Below are 21,940 nucleotides of genomic sequence, written 5' to 3'. Positions count from 1 at the left end.
GCACCTCAGCCCCCCGGCCACAACCCGCATGCCCGCCCCGGCCAACACATCCGCCACCCCCCACACGCCCGCCACCCGCAGAGCCCGCGCCCCTTCCCCACCCATCACCCCCCGCCCACCCGGCACCACTCACCCGCACCCCACGGCGGCAGAGCCGACATCGCCGCCACCGGCCCCGCAGGAGGACACCGTGAGCGACAGCACGTGGGTCAGCACCTCTGTGCCGTACTTGAAGCCCCGAACGAAGGGGGAGCCCGACGCCTGGGGCGAAGAAGCCGCCGCCCGGGGCGGCAAGGGCGGCCAGCGCATCACGCACGCAGGTGAGGTGCCCGCGCCGGACGACGTGGCCGGTCTACTCGGCGCCACCGCCGGAGAGATGGTCGTCGTACGCCGCCGCATCATCGAACTCGACGGCGAGCCATGCGAGTTGACGGACACCTACTACCCCGTGGCCATCGCTCGGGGGACCCGTCTCGCCGGGACAGGGAAGATTCGCGGCGGAGCGGTGACCTTGCTGGCCGAGCTCGGTCACGTCGGCGTCCGCGTCCGCGAGGACGTGACCGCCCGCATGCCCGAGGCCGAAGAGCGCGAGGCCCTGGGCCTGGGCACGGATCAACCGGTGATCCGGCTGAACAGGGTCACTCTGGACCGCGACGACCGGCCGATCCAGGTCGACATGATGGTGATGCCCGCTCATCGGCAGCAACTGCGCTACGAGATCAGGATCGGATGACAGTGCCCGACGCCGACAACATCACGGCCGACCACCGCTCCTTGCACGAGCGGATCGCCGCCGACCTCAGGGACGAGGTCATGAGCGGCGACCTCGCTCCGGGGGCTAACCTCCCCTCCACGAACCAGCTGAAGGAGCGGTTCGCCGCATCCAACGCCACCATCCAGAAGGCGGTCCAACGACTCAAGGGAGAGGGACTCGTCGTCGGACGGGCCGGGGCCGCCGTTACCGTGCGCGAGCATCGCCAGCGGACCATGCACCCCGCTTCGTACATGACACCGGCCCCGCAAGGTGAGCCCTATCGCTGGCTCACCGAGGCCACGAAGTACGGAGCGGTGGCGCACAGCACCCTGCTGGAGGTCGCGGAAGTCTGCCCTCCTGCAGACGTCTCGGCAGCCCTGAACCTCTCCACGGGCGAGACCGCGCTGCTCCGGCAGCAGATCCTCACCATCGACGACGAACCAGTCGAACTGGTCAAGTCCTACTACCCGTTGACCATCGTCCGATCCACCGCCATCACGGAAAAGCGCAAGATCAAAGGTGGCACCCCGGCCCTCCTCGCCGAACTGGGGTTCCCGCCCCGCCTGAGCGTGGACCGGGTGTCCGCGCGAGTCCCGACCCAGGAACAGTTCCAGGCGTTGAGGCTCCCCAGCGACCTCCCCGTACTCCGCACCCTGCGCATCGTCCACAGCGATGACGACCTCCCGATCGAAGTCACCGTCATGGTCAAAGCCGGTCATCTCTACGAGCTGCAGTACGAGTTCACGCCAGAGTGAGGTACCCCTGGCCCGAGGGCCTCCGCGGTGTCAAGTTGTCGTCTGGCCACCTTCTGACCGCATTCGGACAACAGTGAGTTTTCGGCCCCCCGAGTGGTTGAGGGAGCGAGAAGATTCCGGGGCTGTCGCCGGGCGTCGGCCGGGCGCATCCGCCGAAGGGGGAAGTCCCATGACACCTGCACCCTCCAGACCCGCGAAACGTTTGCGGCTGGCCTCGCTGGCCGCCGGTGGCGCTCTGGCGCTGACGGGCATGGTGGCGCTCCCCGCGCAGGCCGCACCCGCGCAGGCCGCCGCCGGCCCCTCGGCCTTCGTGGCCAACTTCCACGGCGACACCGTCTCGGTGGTCGATACGAGCACGAACACCGTCACCGACAGCATCACCGTCGGCAACAGCCCCGTCGGCGTGGCGGTCGACCCGGCCGGTGCGCACGCCTACGTCACCAACTTCGACGAGGCCACCGTCTCGGTCATCGACACGGAGACCCACGCGGTCAGCGCGACCGTCCCCGTCGGCGGCAACCCCCTCAACGTGGCCTTCGCCCCGTCCGGAAACCGCGCGTACGTGGCGAACAGCGGCGGGGACACCGTCTCGGTCATCGACACCGCGACCAACACGGTCAGCGCCACCGTCCAGGTCGGGAACTCCCCGAACGGCGTGGCGACAGCCCCGTCGGGCAGCACCGCCTACGTGACCAACAGCAACGCGAACACCGTCTCGGTCATCGACACCGCGACCAACACGGTGACCAGCACCGTCCCGGTCGGGAGCTCCCCCGCCGGGGTGGCCGTCAGCCCCTCCGGAGCCGTCGCCTACGTCACCAACAACGGCGGCACCACGGTCTCGGCCATCGACACCGCGACCAATACGGTCAGCGCCACCATCCCCGTCGGCACCTCGCCGAACAGCGTCGCCTTCGCCCCCTCGGGGGCCCGCGCCTACGTCGCCGACCGGGGCAGTGACGACGTGAAGGTGATCGATACGGCGACCAACACCGTGACGGCGACCGTCCCTGTCGGTGACAGCCCGGCCGGGGTCAAGGCCGACCCGTCCGGCAGCGTCGTCTACGCGTCCAACGTGGACGACGGCACCGTCTCGGTGATCGACACCGGGACCGCCGCCGTCACCGCCACGATCAGCGGGTTCAGCGGCCCGTACGGTCTGGCCTTCGCCGGGACGCCGCCCTCGCCGGCCAAGGCGGACATCGACGTCAACCTCACCGCCCAGCCGCGCCTGAGCCTCCTGGTGCCCTACATCGCCTACACCCTCACGGCCCACAACACCGGCCCCGCGGCCGTCAGTTCCGCCACTCTCACCGCGAAGCTCCCGCAGGGCGCCAGGGCCACCAACCTCGCCGCCGGATGCACCACCGCCAACTCCACGGTGACGTGCACCTACGGAGCCATCGCCGACAACGCGAGCGTGAACAAGACCTTCCGCGTCCCGCTGAGCCTGCTGAGCCTCGGCCCGGTCAAGGTCACCGGCGAACGCACCGCCTCCGCCCCCACGGACCCCAACCCCGCCAACGACGCCGCGTCCGTCACCTGCACCGCCGTCTCCGTCATCCTCGTCACCTGCCCCTGACGCGAGGGGGCGGCCACCTGGCCCTGAGAGCCACCCGGCCACCAACCGCCACGTGACCGCCCCCTCCCCGCCCATCACACCCGCCTACCCGGGGCCATGCCCGCCTTGCTCCGTTCGACTGCCCGCCCCAGCCCCGCGCGTCCGTGCGGCGGCAACGACCCGACGTGCTCCTCGATCACATCCCGCCCCCGGCGTGACGCCCGTCGACGCGTCGGCGAGGCCCTGACGTCGCCTCAACTGCCCCTCGGTACGGCGAGCCGCACGCGGCTCCTGCCCCTGATCACGTTCGCTGCTGACCATGCGGACATCGTGTCGGCTCGATCACCCAGAGTGAAGAGACAGGGCGTCCGATCGGTTGGGGTTGCCTCGCCCCGGCTCCTACGCTCCGTACGACTACGCGATGAGCGGCATGCCGATGAGTTCGCCGATGTTGCGCACGCGCGCCGTCGACACCTTCGCGAGCCGCTTGCCGATGACGCCGGGCAGCGCCTGGTGCTTGACCCACTCCGGGGCGTCGAGCGCGACCTCGATGAGGGTGTCCGCCGCCTGGTCGTGCAGGCCGACGGCGCACTGGGCGAGGGCGACGTCGAGCTTGTAGCGGTTGCGGGCGAGTTTGGGCATGGAGCCCGGCAGTTGGGTGCGCGAGGCCAAAGTCAAGGCCTTGCCGTGGTTCCCGAGCGCCACGGCGATCCCGACAGCCTCGGTGTTGGCGGCGGTCGGGCCGAAGTGCGTGCCGTGTTGCGCCACATCGTGCCCGATCCGCGCTGCGGCCGCGTGCGCCTGCGAGAGGTAGTCGTCCGCCGAAGCGGCGTCTCCGTTGCGCGACGCTGCCACGGCTGCGGAGATCATGAGCCGACCGTATCCGAGCAGTTGGGGGTTGGTGGCCCTGCTGAACGACGGCTCGATCCGCAGAGCCGCACGCTCCGCGACCGCTACCGCGCGGGAAACCTTCGCGCTGCGCAGGTAGATCCACGACAACGTCGATTCGACGAGCGCGGCCAGCACCGCGTCACCGGAGCCCTCCGCCAGGCGTCGCGCCGAGGTGAGCGCACTCAGGGCCAGATCACGCTGGCCGAGCAGGATCGCTGCCGAGGACGCGAACTGGTAGGTACCGGCGAGGAGGGAACCCAGTCGTTCGCGCTCGTGTCCCGAGGTGTGCCCGTACCGAGCGCTTCCTTCGAGCAGGACCTTGGCGATGAGCCCGCTCAGCTCACCGTAAGCACCCTGCCAGTAGGCGGCACATACGCGTTCGTGAGCGGCCGCCAACTCTGCGACCGTGCTGGGCTCCTCAATGCCGTCCCAGTCCCCGAGGGCACTGTCGTGCACCGCGTCGGAGAGCCGCCGCAGCGCCGCACGTGTGTCCTGGCTGGTGGCTCGCCGGGGGGCCTGCTGCCCAAGGACCACGGACACGTCCGTGTTCAACGCGTGCGCGAGCTTGAGAAGCGAGCCGATGGACAACTCCCCACGGTCCTGCTCCGCCTTCTGCACCAGCGCCAGGGACAGCCCCGTCGCATCCGCGAGGCCCTGCTGCGTCAGGTCGGAGCCCCGCAGATGCTTGATGCGCTTACCGGTCGTCAGGTCGGCCCAGTTGCTCACGGTCACCCCAGTGGGTTTGCTCAAGGCTGCTGAACTTCGATGGTAGGCCCGTACTGTCCCGTACCGTCCCGTTCCTCAAGACCCCACCACCCGCGTACCCGCCCCCACCCCCGGCACATCGGCCCACCCGTGGATACGTCGCGCCACGTGTCGCAGTTGGGGGTCCGACGGGGGCACCGCGATGTGGAAGTGGGATTCGTCCGGCGTGGGGAACGTGCCGCCCCAGGCCACCACGCCGCGGCACTCCGCCAGGATGTCGCGGACGACGGCGACGTGGTGCTCGATGAGGCCGCCCCTCACTCCCGGCGGGTACCAGCCGGGGCGGATCGCGAGCGCCGTGCCCGAGGAGTGGTTGGTCGAGTGGCCCCGCAGCGCGCGGGACGGCGGGGTGAAGCCCGTGACCTCGTCCGGCCGCAACGTATCGATCTCGTAGTGGTAGCGGCGCACGACGTGGATCAGGACGGTCGACACGTCGCCCAGGCGCAGGGGTAGCGCGAGCGGGCTGCCGGGTACCGGCTGCGTCCAGATGGCGCCGCCACGGTCGGCGGCTTCCTCTACGGGCCAGCCGTTCTCACTGAGGCGGGTCGGAGGGGCGGTCGGCTCGGTGCCGGACGGGGCCGCGTGGGCCGGGAGCGGCGACGCCATGAGGCCCGCCGACGCTGTGCAGGCGGCACCGGCCCACAGGATCGAACGGCGCGGCACATCCATCGTCACCATCACTGGCCTCTCAGCGGCGCGTGGTACTTCTCGAAGACCCGGTAGAGTCCGAGCAGCGCGGTCCCGTACCCCTGCGCGCTCTCGTTGGTTCCGTTGTAGCGGGCGAGCGTGCGCCTGCTGTCCTCCTCGCCGGTGTCGAGGCCGGGACGCTCGACGCCGATGTCGTGGGCGCCCTCGATGAGGACCAGCGGAATGGTGGTCAGGTTGTAGGCCGCGTCCTTGAAGAGCGGCTGCCAGACGGCCCAGAGGTCGCTCTCTTTGGTCGCGTCCATGAGGGTTCCGCCGATCAGCCCTTGCCTGATGGCGTGGTTGCGTGCGCGGATAGCCGTGGACGCGAAGATCTGGCCGAGACCGGTGCTGCAATCGTTCTTCGTGCTCGGCCCGCCTTCGTAATGGTTGATGACGAGTTCGTCGGCCACTACGTCGCCGGAATTGAAGGCCCGCATCTCCCACATCAGCGGGCACTGGATCAGCGCTTTACGCATCCGAAGATTGCGGGCGAGGCGGGTGATGAGCCAGTCGTAGTCGAGGAGCATGTCGAAACATTTCGTCGTCGTCCGATGGCTGAACGCCAGACCGCCGGATCCGCCCTCTTCGGGAACCTTCATCACATTGACGAAGTACGACTGGACGTCCGCCAGCATCGCGTTCCGCTGTGCCTTGTCGAAGCTGACGTCCAGGCCGTCCGGGGACTGCTCGATGTCGTAGCTGTCCTGACCGTTGTCGCGTCCGGAGACGATGTTGTTGTCGATCTCGATGCGGCCGCTGCCGGAGCCGGTCTCGATGGTGGAGATCTGGTCGAAGGCCCAGTCCTCCGGGAGCGGGTAGCCGAGATTCCCCGAGAAGCCGGTCGACATCCCGCTGACGAAACTCGCCGAGGTGTATCCGGCCGCGTGGACGCGGCCGCACACGTTACGGGGGCCGTAGATACCGACCTGATATCCGGGGCCGTGCTCACTCATCGTGTCCCTGACCGCGCGGAAGTGCGGCAGAATTCGTTCCGTCACCTGGTGGTCGAGCGCGTCGAAGTCGACGGCGAAGTAGATGCGGGTGCCCGCCTGGTAGCCGTAACGGCGGGCCCGTTCGACGGCGTGCAGAGCGTCGGCGATTCCGCTCCCCCTGCTGAAGTAGCTCGCCTCACCGCCGTTGGTCTGGTAAATCGGGAACGTCCGCAACCCGTTCGCGGACATGACCCCCAACTCGCCCGGCTGGATCTGCTTGTCGAGCGACGACCCCGCGTAGTTCGCCAGATAGCGCCCCACGATCCGGTAACCGGCGTTCCTGAGGGCCTGTGCCCGTGCGGCCGTGACCTCGGTGACGCAGTCGCACGCGGTTCCTTTGCGCTCGTGGTCCCCGGTGGAGACCAGCAGGGAGGCCCAGGTCGAGAAGTCTCCCCGCCCGTTCACGGGAAGCTTCACGAAGTTCTGGAACTCTTTGACCCGGCCGCCGAGCGGGGCGTCGAACCGGTCGGTGAAGGTCACCCCGGAACGCCGGTTGAAGATCATGGCCGCGCTGAACAGGCTCACCCAGGTGCCCGCCGAGCCCTGCGCCACCGAATTCTTCCTCAGTCCGTCCCGAGTGGCGGGGCCGAACGCCCCGGTCGCGGCCTCGTCGCTCATTCCCATCTCGAATTGCAGGGCGTAGATCAGCGCCTTCTGCACGTCCCTGGAGAAATTGCCGTCACAGGGAATGATGAAGAAGTTCTGGCGCCCCACATACCGGCTGTTCAGCCACTGCTGAATGGTGCGGATCTGCTCGGTCCCACCGGGCACCACGGTGTACGCGTCCATCGTGAGCAGCGCCTTGAGCACCTTCGGTGTGACCCCGTCCCCGGGATACACGGCGCCCACTCCCATGTTCTGCTTCACCCGGGTCACGGACGCCGCCACCCGTGGGTTGTACGTGCCCTCGATGTCGCCGCCGTCGTACCCCTTGCAGTACAGGGCGGACTGCACGACCCGGTAGATGGCCTCGTGCCGGGTGTTCGCGTCGATGACCGGGAACCGGGACCGGAGGGCGGCGAGCGTGGTGCGGCCGAAACTGTCGGAGAGCGGGGTGAGCCCCAGCTCGTGCTGGAGGACGCGGGTGAGCGCGTACATGACCGCCCAGCTGGTCCTGCCGTTCTCCTCGACATCCGGGATGCCGTCGACACCGTAGCTGTTGATGAACCTCTGCGCCTTCAGGACCATCTCGTCGGCCATACGCGCCTCTTTTCGTGTGCCCGCGCCTCACATCGTTCCTGCGGTAGATCGTCCTCCGGCGTTCTGCCTCCGGGGAGTTGGTCCGGCGCGAAGACACTCAAACGGTCGTACTCCTGGTGCCCCCCGCACGGGTGATTTGCCGCTTCGGGGAGCGAGCGGTGGGGAAGGGCTGCGGCATGCGATTCCGCAATCTCTCACTCGCTCTGGTCCTCGCCGCGGCATCAGCCGTTCTGCCCATGGCCTCACCGGCCGCGGCCGCGGCCGCGGACTTCGGACGTTGTCCGAGCGGCAGCTACTGCCTCTTCGAAGACCCGGACGGAAACGGCCGCATGGTCGCCTTCCGCGCCGGAAGCCCGGACCTGCGCCAGCAGAATTTGGACAACACGGCGTCCTCGTACGCCAACAACAGCGGCGTTCTGTGGTGCGTCTTCGACGACTACCGGTACAGCGACGCGCACATCTCGCACGGGGCGCTCAACGGCCAGCGGGGGAACTTCGGCGAGATCAACGACCTCGCCAGTTCCACGCGGGGCGGGAACATGCAGGTCGGCTGCGGCTGAGCCGCTGCGCCGCTGAGCCGCTGCGCCGCTGCGCCGCTGAGCCGTTGAGCCGCTGAGCCGCTGAGCCGCTGAGCCACGGCCGAAGTCAGCCCCGCACCTCGTACAGCACCTGTCCCTTGGGCCCGGTCCCCGCCCGGTGGAGGACGGGGTCGTCCGGGCGCAGGCCGCCGTCGCCGGGGTACTCCACGACCCACCGCACCCCGTATCGCCGCAGGATGTCCAGGCGTTCCGTACGCGGGGTCGACACCGCGAAGTAGTCCCGTACCGCGGCCACCCGCTCCTCCTGGTCCGGCAGGAAGAAGTCCGGGTAGCCGGGGGCCACCGTGTAGGGGCCGTACGCGGGGATCTGGCGGGCGGGGAAGGTCTTGGCCAGGACGACGTCGCCGTACCGGACCTTCGGCGTGAGCCAGTGGTAACCCGGCCACGGGGCCCGGTACTTCGCCGCGACCCGGTCGGGCAGCGCGCCGCGCGGCACCACGTATCCCAGCGTGCCCGCCTGCGTCCACGCCCCGGCGAGCAGCGCCACGCCAAGGAGCCCGGCGAAGACCCGGCGCACCCCCGCGCGCCCCGCCTCGACGACCGCCTCGACGACCTCGATGGCCACCGCGAGCTGCGCCGGGATCAGCGCCGCGGGCAGCACGCGGCCCCACGAGTAGTGGCCGGTCAGGCCGCCCGCCGCGAACATCGCCGCGCCGAGGAGGAAGAAGAGGACCAGCGGGTCGCGGCGGTCCCTGCGCCAGCGCGGGACGAGGGCGGCGACACCGATCAGCGCCAGGCCGAAGTGCGGCAGCAGATGCCGGTAGAGCGAGCGGTGGATCTGCTCCAGGTCGCCCGCGCCGAGGAGGCCGAAGAAGGAGTAATACGGCCAGGCGGCGAGGACGGCGAGGCCGAGTGCCAGGCCCGCGACCAGCCTCACCAGCTGCCCTCGCGAGGGCCACGGCCGTGCGCCGAGCACCATCGCAAGGGCCCCGAACGACGCGACCACGCCGGTGAACTGATGGCTGAGGAGGATCACCGCCCAGAGCGCGCCGAGGAGCGGGAAGACCGGCCACTTCGCCCCTGCCGACCACTCCGCCCCTTCACTACGCAGCGCCTTCCGCAGCAGCGCCCAGAAGTGGAAGGAGAGCCCGAGCGCGAACGTGCTCGGGTACGAGACCGTCAGGGCAAGGGAGTTGAGGCCGAGGAAGCCGCTCCAGTTGAAGAGCCGCGGGCCCCAGAGCAGGAGCAGGCAGAGCAGGGCGAGGGGCGGCGCGGCCCGGCGGGCGCTGAAGGTGCGGACGAAGTGCGCGACACCCGTCACGAGCAGGCCGAGCCCCACCAGCGCGGCCACCCGCAGCACCACGAACGTGCCGAGCCCGGTGACCTTGGCCAGGCAGCCGAGCAGCAGCATCCAGGGCGAGTAGTACGGGCTGGGGGTGTCGGCGTCGACCAGGGGGTTGCCGGGGTCGACGAGGTCGTGGCGCAGGCGCTCGATCGTCGCCGCGTGGATGCCGAGGTCGCCCGCCCAGGGCAGGCGGACGATCACGAGGAGGAGCAGGACGAGGAGGAGCAGGGCGAGGACGAGGGCCGCCGCCGCCCACGCGGCGCGCCCTATGACCGCTTTACCGGCGACGCGCATCGTGCTGGAAGACCCACGTCCGGTAGACCAGGAAACGGAACGCCGAGGCGAGCACGATCGACAGCGCCTTGGCGACGTTGGAGCCGAGCGGCCCGCTCATGTCCGCGCCGTGGTACGCCGCGTAGAACAGGACACTCTCCATCGCCACGCCGATGCCGCTGAACGCGAAGAAGAGGGCGATCTGGCGCTTCGTGCGCGAGGCGCGGTCGCGGTAGGCGAAGAAGCGGAAGCCAAGGTAGTTGGTTCCCATGGCGACGCAGCTGGCCAGCACCGTCGCCGTCATCGGGCCGGAGGCCAGGCCGTGCAGGAGGAGGTTGAAGACGACGAGGTTCACGGCGACGCCGCTGCCGCCGACGACGCCGAACTTCACGAGTTCGAGGAGCAGCCTGCGCAGGCGGGCAACGGTGAGCCGGGGCCCGGGGGTGGGAACCGGCGCGGGAGCGGAGTCGGGGGCTCTCGGGGCGGGCGGCGCGGTCTGCGGCGTCTCGTGCAGAGTGGACGGACTCATCCGCGCACCCCCGCCCCACGCCCACGCCCACGCCCACGCCCACTCGCACTCGCACTCGCACTCGCACTGAGCCGCAGCTTCCACGGCATGACGACCGACTCCAGCTGCACCATCAGGCTCATCTTCGACTCGCCGACCGTGCGGTCCTCGAAGTGGATCGGCACCTCCATGACGCCGAAGCCGCGGCGCAGCGCGCGGTACTTCATCTCGACCTGGAAGCTGTAGCCCGCGCTGTCCACGGAGGCCAGGTCGATGGCGCGCAGGGCGTCGGCGCGCCACAGGTTGAAGCCGCCGGTGATGTCGCTGACGCGGGTGCCGAGGATGGTGCCCGCGTAGGCGTTGGCCCAGCGGGAGAGCAGCTTGCGGTGGGCGCCCCACGCGTCGGAGAGCGTGCCGCCCTGGACGTACCGGCTGCCGATGACGACGCCCGCGTCGGTGGCGAGGGCGACGCCGAGCAGTTCGGCGGCCTTCTCCACGGGGTGGCTGCCGTCGGCGTCCATCTGCAGGACGTAGTGCGCGCCCTCGGTGACGGCCTGCGCCATGCCGGCCGCGTAGGCCCGGCCGAGGCCGTCCTTCTCGGTGCGGTGCAGGACGCTCATGCGGGCGCTGCCGTACCGCTCGGCGAAGCGTTCGGCGATCTCGCCGGTGCCGTCGGGGCTGGAGTCGTCGACGACGAGGAGGCGCAGGCCGGGCAGCGGCAGCGCCATGAGGGCCTCGGCCATGCCGGGCAGGTTGCCCGCTTCGTTGTACGTGGGCATGACGACCGTGAGGGGGGTCGCGGCCCAGGCTTCGGGCAGCCGGGCGGCAAGGCTTTCGGAGAGGTTCTCCGACCTGTCCTGGGGGAGGTTCACAGGCATTGCTGAGGCCCTTCGATGTCGATGGTCGGGGATCCGGGTCCGTCGGTTACATCCGTTGCGCCGGTTACGTGGGGTCCGGCGGGTCCGGCGGGTCCGTCAGGCCCGTCCGGCCCGTCCGGCCCGTCCGGCGAGAAGCGGAGTGCCGCGTCCGGCAGGACCGCCGCGCACCACACCCTCGCCCCGGTCCGCAGTTCGTTGTCGGCCCCCACGCGCGCGCCGTCTCCCACGACCGCGCCTTCGAGGACGGTGCGGCGCCCGATGCGGGCCCCCGCGCCGACCAGGCTCCGGCGGATGTCGGCGCCGGCCCCCACGTCCGCCCCGTCGAGCACGACCGAGCCGTGCACGAGCGCCCCCGCCCCGACGCGGGCACCCGCGCCCACCACGGTCCCGGCGGCAAGGCGGGCGTCCGCCGCGACCTCGGCGCCCGGCAGGACGAGCGACTCGCCCCGCTCCCCCGGTAGGGCGGGCGAGGCGATGACACCGCGTACGAGGTCGGCCGAGGCCTGGACGAGCGCCTCGGGGCGGCCGAGGTCCAGCCAGTAAATGTCTTCGATGTGCCCGTGCAGGTACGCGCCGCGGGCGAGCAGCGCCGGGAAGGTCTCCCGCTCGACCGACACGGCACGCCCCGGCGGGATCGCGTCGATCACGGACCTGCGGAAGACGTACGCCCCCGCGTTGATCTGATCCGTGACGATCTCCTCGGGCGCCGTCGGCTTCTCGGTGAACGCGAGGACGCGGCCGCCGTCGTCGGTCGGCACGAGCCCGAAAGCGCGGGGGTCGTCGACGCGGGTGAGGTGGAGCGTGACGTCGGCGCCGCACCGTACGTGCGTGGTGACCAGGCCCCGGATGTCGATGCCGCTGAGGATGTCGCCGTTGAGGACGAGGACGGGCTCGTCGCCGCCGCTCCGCAGTCGGGCCGCGGCGTTGCGGAGGGCGCCGCCGGTGCCCAGGGGCTCGTCCTCGACCACGTACTCCAGTTCAAGGCCGTACGCCGATCCGTCGCCGAAGTGCGGTGCGAAGACCTCGGCGAGGTAGCAGGTGGCCAGCACGACGTGGTCGACACCGGCGGCCGCGAGGCGGGCGAGCTGGTGCGCGAGGAAGGGGACCCCGGCCGCGGGGACCATCGGCTTCGGCGTGTGGACCGTGACCGGCCGCAGCCGGGTGCCCTGCCCGCCGACCAGCAGAATGGCTTCCGTCATCGCCTTGCCGCGACCTTCCCTGCGTTTCGGATCTCGTACCGCCATCAGACAATCTCACCCACCTTAGACCAAATGTCTTAATTGATGAGATATGGCGAGTCATGGCGAATGTCATCAGCCCTTCCGCGCCGCGGAGGCAACCAATCCCCTCGACCGACACTCCGCCGCACACAAGGGGGCGCCCCGGGCCGTTTCCGGCCCGGGGCGCCCCCTTGTAACAGAGATCACGAATGCGTGCGCAGCAACGTCCGCATCGTCCGCATCGCCACCGACAGATTCGCCAGATCGAACGCGTCCGAGCTCTGGATCTCCTCCAGCGTCGTCCGCGCCCGGCTCAGGATCGGTGCGTTCTTCTCCTCCCACGCCTTGAAGCGCTGCTCCGGCGTGGACTCACCGTTGCCCGCGGCGAGGATGTCCGCCGTCAGCGCGGCGTGCGCCGCGTACAGGTCCTCGCGGATCGAGGCGCGCGCCATGGACTGCCAGCGGTCGGCCCGCGGCAGTTCGATGATGCGGTCCATGAGCTGGGTGATGCGCAGACGGTCGGCGAGGTCGTAGTAGACCTCGGCGACGGCCATCGGCTCCTTGCCCGTCCGGTCGGCGACCGCGACGATGTCGAGCGCCGGGAAGGCCGACGAGAAGCCAGCGACGCGCTGCGCGAGGTCGTCGGGGACGCCCGCGCCGGTCAGCTCGTCGTGGATGCCCTGGTACCACTCCAGGTCGGAGCCGCGCAGGAGCTGCGGCAGCTCGTCCCAGACCTCGGCGACGCCCTCACTGAAGAAGTCGATGGTCTCGGCCAGCTGGAGCGGCTGCGGCCGGTTGTTCAGGAGCCAGCGCGCGCCGCGCTCGACGAGACGGCGCGAGTGGAGCCGGATCCGGGTCTGGACGTCGGCGGCGACGACATTGTCGAGCGCCTCGACCGCGTCCCACACCTTGCTCAGACCGAAGATCTCCCGGGCGGCCAGCTGCGCCCGCACGATCTCCTCCAGTGAGGCGCCCGTCTCCTCCCGCAGCCGGTGCAGGAAGGTCGAACCACCGGTGTTCACCGTGTCGTTGACGAGGACGGTCGTGATGATCTCGCGGCGCAGCGCGTGCCCGTCGACCTGCTCGGGGAACTTCTCGCGCAGCGCCTTCGGGAAGTACGCGTGCAGCAGCCGCTGCAGATACGCGTCGTCCGGCAGCGTCGTCTGGATCAGCTCGTCCGCGGCGGTGATCTTCGTGTACGCGAGGAGCACGGCGAGCTCGGGCTGGGAGAGGCCCCGGCCGGAGTTGAGCAGCTCACGGATCTGCCGGTCGTTCGGCAGGAACTCCAGGCCCCGGTCGAGGTGGCCCTGCTTGCCGAGCCTGCGCATGAAGCGCTGGTGGGCGTGGAGCAGGGACGAGGACTGGAAGACGGCGTTGGCCAGGGCGGTGTTCTGCGCGTAGTTGTTGCGCAGGACCAGGTGGCCGACCTCGTCGGTCATCGCGGCGAGCAGCTTGTTGCGCTGCTTGACCGTCATGTCGCCGTCCGTGACGACCGCGTTGAGCAGGATCTTGATGTTCACCTCGTGGTCGGAGGTGTCCACGCCCGCGCTGTTGTCGATGGCGTCCGTATTGATGCGGCCGCCGGAGCGCGCGAACTCGATGCGGCCCAGCTGAGTCAGGCCGAGGTTGCCGCCCTCGCCGACGACCTTGACGCGCAGGTCCTGGCCGTCCACGCGGATCGCGTCGTTGGCCTTGTCGCCGACGTCCGCGTTCGACTCGGTGGAGGACTTCACGTACGTACCGATGCCGCCGTTCCACAGCAGGTCGACCGGCGACTGCAGGATGGCCTTCATCAGGTCGGCCGGGGTCATCTTGGCGACCTTGCCCTCGATGCCGAGGGCCTCGCGGATCTGGGCGTTGAGCTGGATCGCCTTGGCGCTGCGCGGGAAGATGCCGCCGCCCGCGGAGAGCAGCTCCTTGTTGTAGTCGGCCCAGGAGGAGCGGGGCAGCTCGAAGAGGCGGCGGCGCTCGGCGTACGAGGTCGCGGCGTCCGGCTTCGGGTCGATGAAGATGTGCCGGTGGTCGAATGCGGCCACCAGGCGGATGTGCTCGGAGAGCAGCATGCCGTTGCCGAACACGTCACCGGACATGTCGCCCACGCCGACGACCGTGAAGTCCTCGGACTGGGTGTCGCAGCCCAGCTCGCGGAAGTGCCGCTTGACGGACTCCCAGGCGCCGCGGGCGGTGATGCCCATGCCCTTGTGGTCGTATCCGGCGGAGCCGCCGGAGGCGAAGGCGTCGCCGAGCCAGAAGTTGTAGGACTCGGCGACCTGGTTGGCGATGTCCGAGAACGTCGCCGTGCCCTTGTCGGCCGCGACCACCAGGTAGGTGTCGTCCTCGTCGTGGCGGACGACGTCCGCCGGGGGCACGACCTCACCGGCGACCAGGTTGTCGGTGATGTCGAGCAGCGCCGAGATGAACGTCTTGTAGCAGGCGACGCCCTCCGCCAGCCACGCGTCACGGTCGACCGACGGGTCGGGCAGCTGCTTGGCGACGAAGCCGCCCTTGGCACCGACGGGCACGATGACGGTGTTCTTCACCATCTGCGCCTTCACGAGCCCGAGGATCTCGGTCCGGAAGTCTTCCTTCCGGTCCGACCAGCGGAGCCCGCCGCGCGCGACCTTGCCGAAGCGCAGGTGGACGCCCTCGACACGGGGCGAGTACACCCAGATCTCGTACGCGGGGCGCGGCGCGGGCAGGTCGGGGATGGCCTGCGGGTCGAACTTCATGGAGACGTAGTTGTGGGCCTTGCCACCCTCCGCCTCCTGGAAGAAGTTGGTCCGCAGCGTCGCCTTGATGACGGTGAGGAAGGAGCGCAGGATTCGGTCCTCGTCCAGCGAGGCGACCTGGTCGAGCGCGCCGTCCAGCTCCTCCAGGAGCCCGTCGGTCAACTCGGTGCCCGCGCGCTGGCGGTCCGGGGACATCCGCGCCTCGAAGAGCGAGACGAGCAGCCGGGTGGTGTGGACGTTGTTGCGGAGGGTGTCCTCCATGTAGTCCTGGCTGAAGGTGGATCCGGCTTGGCGCAGGTACTTGGCGTAGGCCCGCAGCACCATCGCCTGACGCCAGTTGAGCCCGGCCCGCAGCACGAGCGAGTTGAACCCGTCGACCTCGGCGGCGCCGGTCCAGGCGGCGGCGAAGGCCTCCTGGAAGCGCTCGCGGCCGTCGTCGCCCAGGTAGTCGCCGTTGCCGTTCGGGGACTTGGGCATGCGGAGCCCGAAGTCGTAGATCCACGCGTGCGTACGGTCCGCGCAGCGCAGCTCGTACGGACGCTCGTCCGTGACCTCGACGCCGAGCCGCTGCAGGACGGGCAGCACGGCGGAGAGGGAGACCTGCCCACCGGACCGGTAGATCTTGAAACGCCGCTCGCCGGGTGCCGCGCCCACGGGCTCGTACAGGGAGAGCGCGAAGTCCTTCTCGCCGTGGCCGAGCTGCTCCAGGTGCTGGAGGTCGGCGACGGCGGCGCGCGGCGTGTGGTCGGCCTTGTACCCCTCGGGGAAGGCGTGCCCGTACCGGCGGATCAGCTCGGCGGCGCGCTCCTCGCCGCACTCGGCGGTCAGCGCCTCGGCGAACCCGTCGGCCCAGGAGCGGGCGGCCTCGACGAGCCGCGCCTCGATGCGCTCGGTGTCGGCGTCGGAGAGGTCGGGGACCTCGGCGCCCTTGGGCACCCGCACCACGAAGTGGATGCGGGAGAGGATCGACTCCGTGTTCCAGGCGGTGAAGTCGACGCTGGCGCCGTTCAGCTCCTCCTTGAGGATGTCGATGATCCGCAGCCGGACGCCGGTGGTGTAGCGGTCGCGCGGCAGGTAGACGAGGGCGGAGTAGTAGCGCCCGTACTCGTCCTTGCGCAGGTAGAGCCGGAGCCGGCGCCGCTCCTGCAGGTAGAGGACGCTCGTCACGATGGAGCGGAGCTCGTCGGCGGGCGTCTGGAAGAGCTCGTCGCGCGGGTAGGTCTCCAGGATCTGGAGCAGGTCACGGCCGTCATGGCTGTTCGCCGAGAATCCGGCGCCCTTCAGGACCTCCGCGACCTTGCGGCGGATGACGGGCACGCGGCGCACCGACTCGGTGTACGCGGCGGACGAGAAGAGTCCGAGGAAGCGCCGCTCACCGACGACGTTGCCCTCGGCGTCGAACTTCTTCACGCCGACGTAGTCGAGGTAGGAAGGACGGTGGACGGTGGCGCGGCTGTTCGCCTTGGTCAGCACCAGGAGGCGGTGCTCACGGGCCTTGGCGCGGGCGTCGGCGGGCAGCCGGTTGAAGGACGGGCTCACCGGGTGGTGGTCGTCGCCGTCGTGCTGCGGGTCGGCGCGGAGGATGCCGAGGCCGGTGCCGGGGACGGCGGCCAGCGAGTCCTCGTCCGTGAGCGTGTACTCACGGAAGCCGAGGAAGGTGAAGTGGTTGTCGGCGAGCCAGCGAAGCAGCTCGCGGGCCTCCCCCACCTCCTGATCGGGCAGGTCGCCCGCGGTGGGCTCGGCGGGCAGCTCGTCGGCGATGCGCAGCGCGGCGTCGCGCATCTTCTCCCAGTCCTCGACGGTCTCCCGTACGTCACTGAGGATCCGCAGCAGATCGGCGGTGATCTGCTTCAGGTCCGCGCGGTCGGTCTCGCGGTCCATCTCGACGTGGATCCACGACTCGACGAGCGCGTCGTGCGGCAGCTCGGCACCGGCCTCGCGGCTCAGCACCTCGAGGAGCTTTCCGGTCACGTCACGGCGCACCACGACCTGCGGGTGGATCACGACATGGATGCCGCGCCCCTGCCGGGACAGCTCGTTGGTGACGGAGTCGACGAGGAAGGGCATGTCGTCGGTGACCACCTCGACGACGGAGTGGCTACAGGTCCAGCCGTTCTCCTCGACGGTCGGGGTGTGCACCCGCACGTTGGCCGTGCCCTGCGGTCGGTTCTCGGCCAGCCGGTAGTGGGAGAAGGCTGCTCCGAAGACGTCGACCGGGTCGCGGTCGGCCAGATCCTCGGGGGCGGTGTGCAGGTAGTACCGCTGGAGGAACGCGAGAGCCATGTCCTGGTCTGGCGTGGCCTCGCTCGTCGTCCCGGTCGGTGCACCGCTCGGTAGGCGTCCCCCGGCCGGGCTGTTCTCAGCGACCCGGGCGGCCCGCGCGAGCAGCTCGGCCTTGGCTTCGTCCAGCTTGGTCTGCATTGTCCTCTGACTCCTGTCGCGCGCCGTTGCGTGACGTAGAAGGAAGTGATGTGCCGTAACGCCGCGGCACGGGGTCTCCGGCCGCATTCGACGTTATGCCGCGGTGACGCGCGAGCGGACAGCTTTCCGCCATTTTCAGCGGTTCCACTGACTGATGGCTCGCTCGGCCCGGTCGGCCGCACCGCGAAGAAGCGTCAGCGAGGTCCCGGGCACGGTTGTCCACCGTGTTCCCCGGGCGCAGGGCGGGGGCGTCCATGCCCCCGCGGGATATCGCGCTGATCACGGGTCCAGGCTATCGCTCCGCACCGGGAAGCCGTCATGAGCCGTATGTGTACAAAAGCAGGGGGTGAATTTTGACAGTCTGCACAGTGCCCCTGGCCACCACTCCCTCTTGGCAAAGAGCCACCACAGGGGCACGTTGGCCGTGAGGGTCCGCGCAGGCGGCACCCCGCCCCGAGGGGAGCGCAGCGACATGGCAGCCAAGATCCTGATCGTCACCGGCGACGCGGCGGAGTCACTCGAAGTCCTCTACCCCTACCAGCGGCTGCGTGAGGAGGGTTACGACGTCCACATGGCCGCCCCCGCCCGCAAGACGCTGCGGTTCGTGGTGCACGATTTCGAGCCGGGCTTCGACACGTACACCGAGAAGCCGGGCTACACCTGGCCCGCGGATCTCGCCTTCTCGGAGGTGGACCCCGGCCAGTACGCCGCCCTGGTGATCCCCGGCGGCCGGGCCCCGGAGTACCTGCGCAACGACCCGGAGCTCCGCAAGATCCTCAAGTCCTTCTTCGACGCGGACAAGCCGGTCGCCCAGATCTGCCACGGCCCGCTGCTCACCGCCGCCATCGGCGGGCTGAGCGGCCGCAGGGTCACGGCGTACCCGGCGCTCGAACTGGACATGCAGACGGCCGGCGCGACGTTCCAGGACGCGGAGGTGGTCGTGGACGGCACGCTGGTGTCGGCCCGCGCGTGGCCGGACCACTCGGGCTGGATGCGCGAGTTCCTGACGGTCCTGCGCGCGAAGGCGCCGGTGACGTGAGCGGGGCCGCGTACGGCCTGGGCGTGAGCTAGGCCGCGTACGGCCTGGGCGTGAGCTGGGCCGCGTACGGCCTGGGCGTGAGCTGGGCCGCGTACGGCCTAGGCGTGAGCTAGGCCGCGTACGGCCTAGGTATACGGAGCCTGACCCACCACCGCCCACATCGGTATGCCGATCCTCACCGGTACCGATGCCGGGAGGGGCCCGCACGAGGCAGGCTCTACGCAGTGCCGCCATCCACGAGGCGACAGAACGGGCCTGCCCTTGTCGGCGAGGGCAGGCCCGCAACCGAAGGCGCACCGCTCAAACCGAAAGCGCACCGCTCAAACCGAAAGCGCCCCGATCAAGGCGCCCCGCCCGCCGACGTCGCCCGCGATCTCCGTCCGGGACCCCACCCCCAGCTTCGCCAGAATGTGCTCGACGTGCGCGTCAGCGGTCCGCTTCGAGATGACGAGCCGCTCCGCGATCTCCCGGTTGGACAGCCCCTGGGCGACCAGCACCGCCACCTCCCGCTCCCGCCGCGTCAGCACCTCGCCCCCGGCCCGCACCCGCCCGGCCCCGGCGACGGCCCCCGCACCCGTCCCCGCCCCCCGCTGACCCGGCGCCCGCCCCGGCGTATCCGCGTCCGCCCGCACCGCTTCGAGCACCTGCCGCCCGGACAGCCGCGCCCCCACCGCATGCCACCGCTCGAACTGCCTGCCCCCCAGCGCCTCCCGCACCGACTTCCGCGCCACCTCCTGCTGCTCGAAGAGCGAGGGGAGCATGCCGATCGGGTCCCCGGCGAGCCGCCGCGCGTTCTCCGCGTACCCGAAGAGCCAGGCGGCCCGCACCTGCCGCCCCTCGCGCGCCGCGGCCCACGCGAGGCCGTGACAGCACATCGCGGCGACCAGGATCTCGTCGACGTCGCTCGCCGCCTCAAGGCCCCGGCACAGCGACGCGACGCCCGCCTCCCACTCCCCCGCCAGCCACCGCACCAGGCCCTGCGCCGTCAGCGTGGAGCCGTAGATCTGCCGCTCGCCCGTGCCCTCAAGCAGGTCGAGGCCCTGCGCGCACAATTCGAGGGCGCCGTCCGTGTCCCCGAGGACGGCGCGGAGCAACGCGGCCTCGTAACTCATGACGACGACGCCGAGCAGGTTGTCGCTCTCGACCATCCGCCGCCGCACCTCGGCGAGCCGCACCAGGCCGGACTCGTCACCGCACAGCGCCGCGAGCCCGTGGCCGTACGCCTCGGCGAACTGCGCGACCTCCTCGTCGCCCGCCCGCACGGCGGACTCCCGCGCCAGTGCCATCCGCTCGACGGCCGTCGCGAGATCCGCGGTCCACACCCCGATGACACCGGTGCCGAGCAGCCCCCACGCCCGCGCCGAGCAGTCCTCGGGGACGCGCTCCAGGCCCTTCTCGATCCAGTACCCGCCTTCGGAGAGCGTCCCCGAGGCCCGCCAGTGCGGCCACAGCCCGGCCGCGAGCCGCAGCCCTTCCCGGGCCCGCCCGTCGGTCTCGTACGCATCCTCGTACGCATACCGCAGGGCGGCCCGCAGTCCGGCCATCTCGGCGCGGACTGCCCGGTGCAGCTCCGGCTGGGCGGCGCCCAGGAACCCCTCCTCGAAGCGGCGCCCCAGATCCCGGTAGTACGCGAAGTGCCGCGCCCGCAGCGCCGCGCCGCCGTCGGTGTCCGCGGCGCCGAGCCGCTCGGCCCCGTACTCGCGGAGGGTGTCGAGCAGCCGGTAGCGATTGCCGGACTCGCCGAGCCGCTGGACCACGGACTTGTCGACGAGCCCGATCAGCTGCCCGAGGACCTCCGCGACGGGTAACGCCTCGTCCCCGCAGACCTGTTCGGCCGCCGCCAGCTCGAAGGACCCGGCGAAGACCGAGAGGCGCGCCCAGAGCAACTGCTCGGCGGGGGTGCACAGTTCGTGCGACCAGTCGATGGCCGTACGTAACGTCTGGTGCCGCGAGAGGGCGGTGCGCCGCCCTCCCATGAGCACCTGGAACCGGTCGTCGAGCCGCGCCACCAGCTCCTGCGCGGACACCGCACGCAGCCGCACCGCGGCCAGTTCCAGTGCGAGCGGGATGCAGTCGAGCCGGTGGGCGAGCGCCGCCAGCTGCCGCCGGTTGCCCTCGTCCACGGCGAACCCGGGCACGACGGCCGCCGCCCGCTGCGCGAACAGCTCCACGGCATCGTCCGGCGCGAGCGGCGCCACGGAACAGCAGTGTTCGCCCGGCACGTCCAGCGGCTGGCGGCTGGTCGCGAGCACGCAGACGTCGGCGGCCTCGCGCAGCAGGATGTCGGAGAGCATCGCGCAGGCGTCGACCAAGTGCTCGCAGGTGTCGAGGACGATGAGCAGCCGGCGTCCCTGCAGATGCGCCACGACCGCGTCGAGCGGCGCCATCCCCGACTGCTCCGGCAGTTCGAGGACGGCGGCCAGCGTGGCGGGGATCAGCTCCGGGTCGCGCAGCGCGGACAGTTCGGCGAGCCACACGCCGTCCGGGAACCGCTCCCCGAGCCCGGCGGCCGCCCGCAGCGCGGTGCGGCTCTTGCCCACCCCGCCGGGGCCGACCAGCGTGACGAGCCGCGCGTACGCGAACGCCGCCCGGACCTGCGCCAGTTCGCCCGCCCGCCCGACGAACGAGGTCAGTTCGGCGGGCAGTTGCCCGCCCCGCCGCTGCCCGAAGCCGAAACCCATCGCGCTACCGCCCCCGTCACATCGTCCGGCACGCCGTCCCGCAAGCCTCACCGCGCCGAGGATCCCACCTCAGCGTACGCAGTACGACGCGGAGCGTGAACGAAATCCCGCAACCCTCTCGGGTGTGTGCGGCGGTGATCAGCCAGGTTCGGCGCAGCGGCGCCGCGCGCTTCGGCACTCTCCGGTGAATACATGGCCGAGTTGATCGTCCAGAGCGGCGAGAACCACCGACTCCGGTGTGCCGCCGGGGTCGATGTGCGCATGCTGGGCGAGTCCTTCGGTGAAGGCCACGATGCGCAGGGCCTGGGTGGCGGCGTCGACATCCTCGGCGACCTCGCCGCATACCGTGCCGTTGCTGATGGAGCGGGCCACGCGCGTGCGGACGCCCGCAAGGGTTTCCTGCTGGACGGCGGCGAGACGGGCGTCGTGCGCCGCTTGGCCGGCGAAGGCAAGGCGGACCAGGAACTCGGCTCGGCGCATGTCGTCGAGCGGCATCAGCTCGCTCAGCGCCTGACGCACCATCTCGGCGATGGTGCGGCCCTCGGCCTCGCCGCGGTTGACCAGCTCGTCCACGCGCGCGGTGAAGCGCTGGTTGACGCGCGTGAACGTGGCCAGCAGCATCTCGCCCTTCGCCGTGAAGTAGTGCTGCACCAGGCCTACGGACATGCCCGCTTCGGCGGCGGCCCGCGCGACGGTCACAGC

The 21,940-nt window shown here is 70.7% G+C and carries 14 protein-coding genes and 1 pseudogene; 5 read left to right on the top strand and 10 right to left on the bottom strand.

Translation table 11 applies throughout. The features are described 5' to 3' along the window. Positions 1–190 precede the first annotated feature (190 nt). The 3 genes from ABZ953_RS17015 to ABZ953_RS17005 all read left to right on the top strand — a co-directional run bounded on the left by ABZ953_RS17015 (position 191) and on the right by ABZ953_RS17005 (position 3,091). The gene (locus ABZ953_RS17015; RefSeq protein ID WP_361723683.1) at positions 191–733 is read left to right on the top strand and encodes a UTRA domain-containing protein; all 543 of its coding nucleotides are present in this window, start codon (positions 191–193) and stop codon (positions 731–733) included. Continuing rightward, a complete protein-coding gene (locus ABZ953_RS17010) occupies positions 730–1,509 on the top strand; it encodes a GntR family transcriptional regulator (RefSeq protein ID WP_361723680.1) in 780 nt (259 codons plus the stop codon). Before ABZ953_RS17015 ends, ABZ953_RS17010 begins: the two co-directional genes overlap by 4 nt. Positions 1,510–1,678: 169 nt before the next feature. Continuing rightward, positions 1,679–3,091: a YncE family protein gene (locus tag ABZ953_RS17005; protein ID WP_361723677.1), complete on the top strand. Its 1,413-nt coding sequence runs from the start codon at positions 1,679–1,681 to the stop codon at positions 3,089–3,091. Between the two features lie 393 nt (positions 3,092–3,484). Here the strand turns inward: ABZ953_RS17005 and ABZ953_RS17000 are convergent, their stop codons facing one another. From ABZ953_RS17000 to ABZ953_RS16990, 3 genes are all read right to left on the bottom strand, one after another. Further along, complete coding sequence (locus tag ABZ953_RS17000; RefSeq protein WP_361724335.1) at positions 3,485–4,687, bottom strand: helix-turn-helix transcriptional regulator; 1,203 nt, start codon at positions 4,685–4,687, stop codon at positions 3,485–3,487. A gap of 75 nt (positions 4,688–4,762) precedes the next feature. Next, positions 4,763–5,404, bottom strand: a complete 642-nt coding sequence (locus ABZ953_RS16995; RefSeq protein ID WP_361723674.1) for a hypothetical protein — start codon at positions 5,402–5,404, stop codon at positions 4,763–4,765. Continuing rightward, entirely contained in the window at positions 5,404–7,605 is a 2,202-nt protein-coding gene (locus ABZ953_RS16990) for a glycoside hydrolase domain-containing protein (RefSeq protein ID WP_361723671.1), read from the bottom strand. The genes ABZ953_RS16995 and ABZ953_RS16990 overlap by 1 nt, the downstream gene beginning before the upstream one ends. A 176-nt stretch (positions 7,606–7,781) precedes the next feature. Here ABZ953_RS16990 and ABZ953_RS16985 point away from each other — a divergent pair, with 176 nt between their 5' ends. After that, the gene (locus ABZ953_RS16985) at positions 7,782–8,165 is read left to right on the top strand and encodes a peptidase inhibitor family I36 protein (protein WP_361723668.1); all 384 of its coding nucleotides are present in this window, start codon (positions 7,782–7,784) and stop codon (positions 8,163–8,165) included. An 85-nt stretch (positions 8,166–8,250) separates the two neighbouring features. Here the strand turns inward: ABZ953_RS16985 and ABZ953_RS16980 are convergent, their stop codons facing one another. The 5 genes and pseudogenes from ABZ953_RS16980 to ABZ953_RS16960 all read right to left on the bottom strand — a co-directional run bounded on the left by ABZ953_RS16980 (position 8,251) and on the right by ABZ953_RS16960 (position 17,518). Then, on the bottom strand, positions 8,251–9,783 hold the full coding sequence (locus ABZ953_RS16980; protein WP_361723665.1) for a hypothetical protein: 1,533 nt from the start codon (positions 9,781–9,783) through the stop codon (positions 8,251–8,253). Continuing rightward, a complete protein-coding gene (locus tag ABZ953_RS16975; RefSeq protein ID WP_361723662.1) occupies positions 9,767–10,291 on the bottom strand; it encodes a GtrA family protein in 525 nt (174 codons plus the stop codon). The genes ABZ953_RS16980 and ABZ953_RS16975 overlap by 17 nt, the downstream gene beginning before the upstream one ends. Beyond that, positions 10,288–11,148, bottom strand: a complete 861-nt coding sequence (locus tag ABZ953_RS16970) for a polyprenol monophosphomannose synthase (protein WP_361723659.1) — start codon at positions 11,146–11,148, stop codon at positions 10,288–10,290. The genes ABZ953_RS16975 and ABZ953_RS16970 overlap by 4 nt, the downstream gene beginning before the upstream one ends. Positions 11,149–11,276: 128 nt before the next feature. Further along, positions 11,277–12,347 (bottom strand): annotated as a pseudogene (locus ABZ953_RS16965) (NDP-sugar synthase); the annotation flags it as partial. Between the two features lie 224 nt (positions 12,348–12,571). Continuing rightward, the gene (locus ABZ953_RS16960) at positions 12,572–17,518 is read right to left on the bottom strand and encodes an NAD-glutamate dehydrogenase (protein ID WP_361723656.1); all 4,947 of its coding nucleotides are present in this window, start codon (positions 17,516–17,518) and stop codon (positions 12,572–12,574) included. Positions 17,519–17,990: 472 nt separating this feature from the next. Between ABZ953_RS16960 and ABZ953_RS16955 the strand changes: the two genes are divergently transcribed. Then, a complete protein-coding gene (locus ABZ953_RS16955) occupies positions 17,991–18,557 on the top strand; it encodes a DJ-1/PfpI family protein (RefSeq protein WP_361723649.1) in 567 nt (188 codons plus the stop codon). Between the two features lie 320 nt (positions 18,558–18,877). On the opposite strand, the gene ABZ953_RS16950 is transcribed toward ABZ953_RS16955, so the two are convergent. After that, entirely contained in the window at positions 18,878–21,238 is a 2,361-nt protein-coding gene (locus tag ABZ953_RS16950; protein WP_361723646.1) for a LuxR C-terminal-related transcriptional regulator, read from the bottom strand. Positions 21,239–21,376: 138 nt separating this feature from the next. Next, on the bottom strand, positions 21,377–21,937 hold the full coding sequence (locus tag ABZ953_RS16945) for a TetR/AcrR family transcriptional regulator (protein WP_361723643.1): 561 nt from the start codon (positions 21,935–21,937) through the stop codon (positions 21,377–21,379). Between the last annotated feature and the right edge of the window lie 3 nt (positions 21,938–21,940).

It is taken from the genome of Streptomyces sp. NPDC046465 (assembly GCF_040646035.1).
Classification (GTDB): domain Bacteria; phylum Actinomycetota; class Actinomycetes; order Streptomycetales; family Streptomycetaceae; genus Streptomyces.
This window is presented reverse-complemented; position numbering and strand designations above follow the sequence as displayed.

Excerpts from the sequence above, each read along its gene's own strand:
- ABZ953_RS16960 (WP_361723656.1), bottom strand. The coding sequence starts at position 17,518 with ATGCAGACCAAGCTGGACGAAGCCAAGGCCGAGCTGCTCGCGCGGGCC.
- ABZ953_RS16980 (WP_361723665.1), bottom strand. The coding sequence starts at position 9,783 with ATGCGCGTCGCCGGTAAAGCGGTCATAGGGCGCGCCGCGTGGGCGGCG.
- ABZ953_RS17005 (WP_361723677.1), top strand. The coding sequence starts at position 1,679 with ATGACACCTGCACCCTCCAGACCCGCGAAACGTTTGCGGCTGGCCTCG.
- ABZ953_RS16970 (WP_361723659.1), bottom strand. The coding sequence starts at position 11,148 with ATGCCTGTGAACCTCCCCCAGGACAGGTCGGAGAACCTCTCCGAAAGC.
- ABZ953_RS16975 (WP_361723662.1), bottom strand. The coding sequence starts at position 10,291 with ATGAGTCCGTCCACTCTGCACGAGACGCCGCAGACCGCGCCGCCCGCC.
- ABZ953_RS16955 (WP_361723649.1), top strand. The coding sequence starts at position 17,991 with ATGGCAGCCAAGATCCTGATCGTCACCGGCGACGCGGCGGAGTCACTC.
- ABZ953_RS16995 (WP_361723674.1), bottom strand. The coding sequence starts at position 5,404 with ATGGTGACGATGGATGTGCCGCGCCGTTCGATCCTGTGGGCCGGTGCC.
- ABZ953_RS16950 (WP_361723646.1), bottom strand. The coding sequence starts at position 21,238 with ATGGGTTTCGGCTTCGGGCAGCGGCGGGGCGGGCAACTGCCCGCCGAA.
- ABZ953_RS17010 (WP_361723680.1), top strand. The coding sequence starts at position 730 with ATGACAGTGCCCGACGCCGACAACATCACGGCCGACCACCGCTCCTTG.
- ABZ953_RS16990 (WP_361723671.1), bottom strand. The coding sequence starts at position 7,605 with ATGGCCGACGAGATGGTCCTGAAGGCGCAGAGGTTCATCAACAGCTAC.
- ABZ953_RS16985 (WP_361723668.1), top strand. The coding sequence starts at position 7,782 with ATGCGATTCCGCAATCTCTCACTCGCTCTGGTCCTCGCCGCGGCATCA.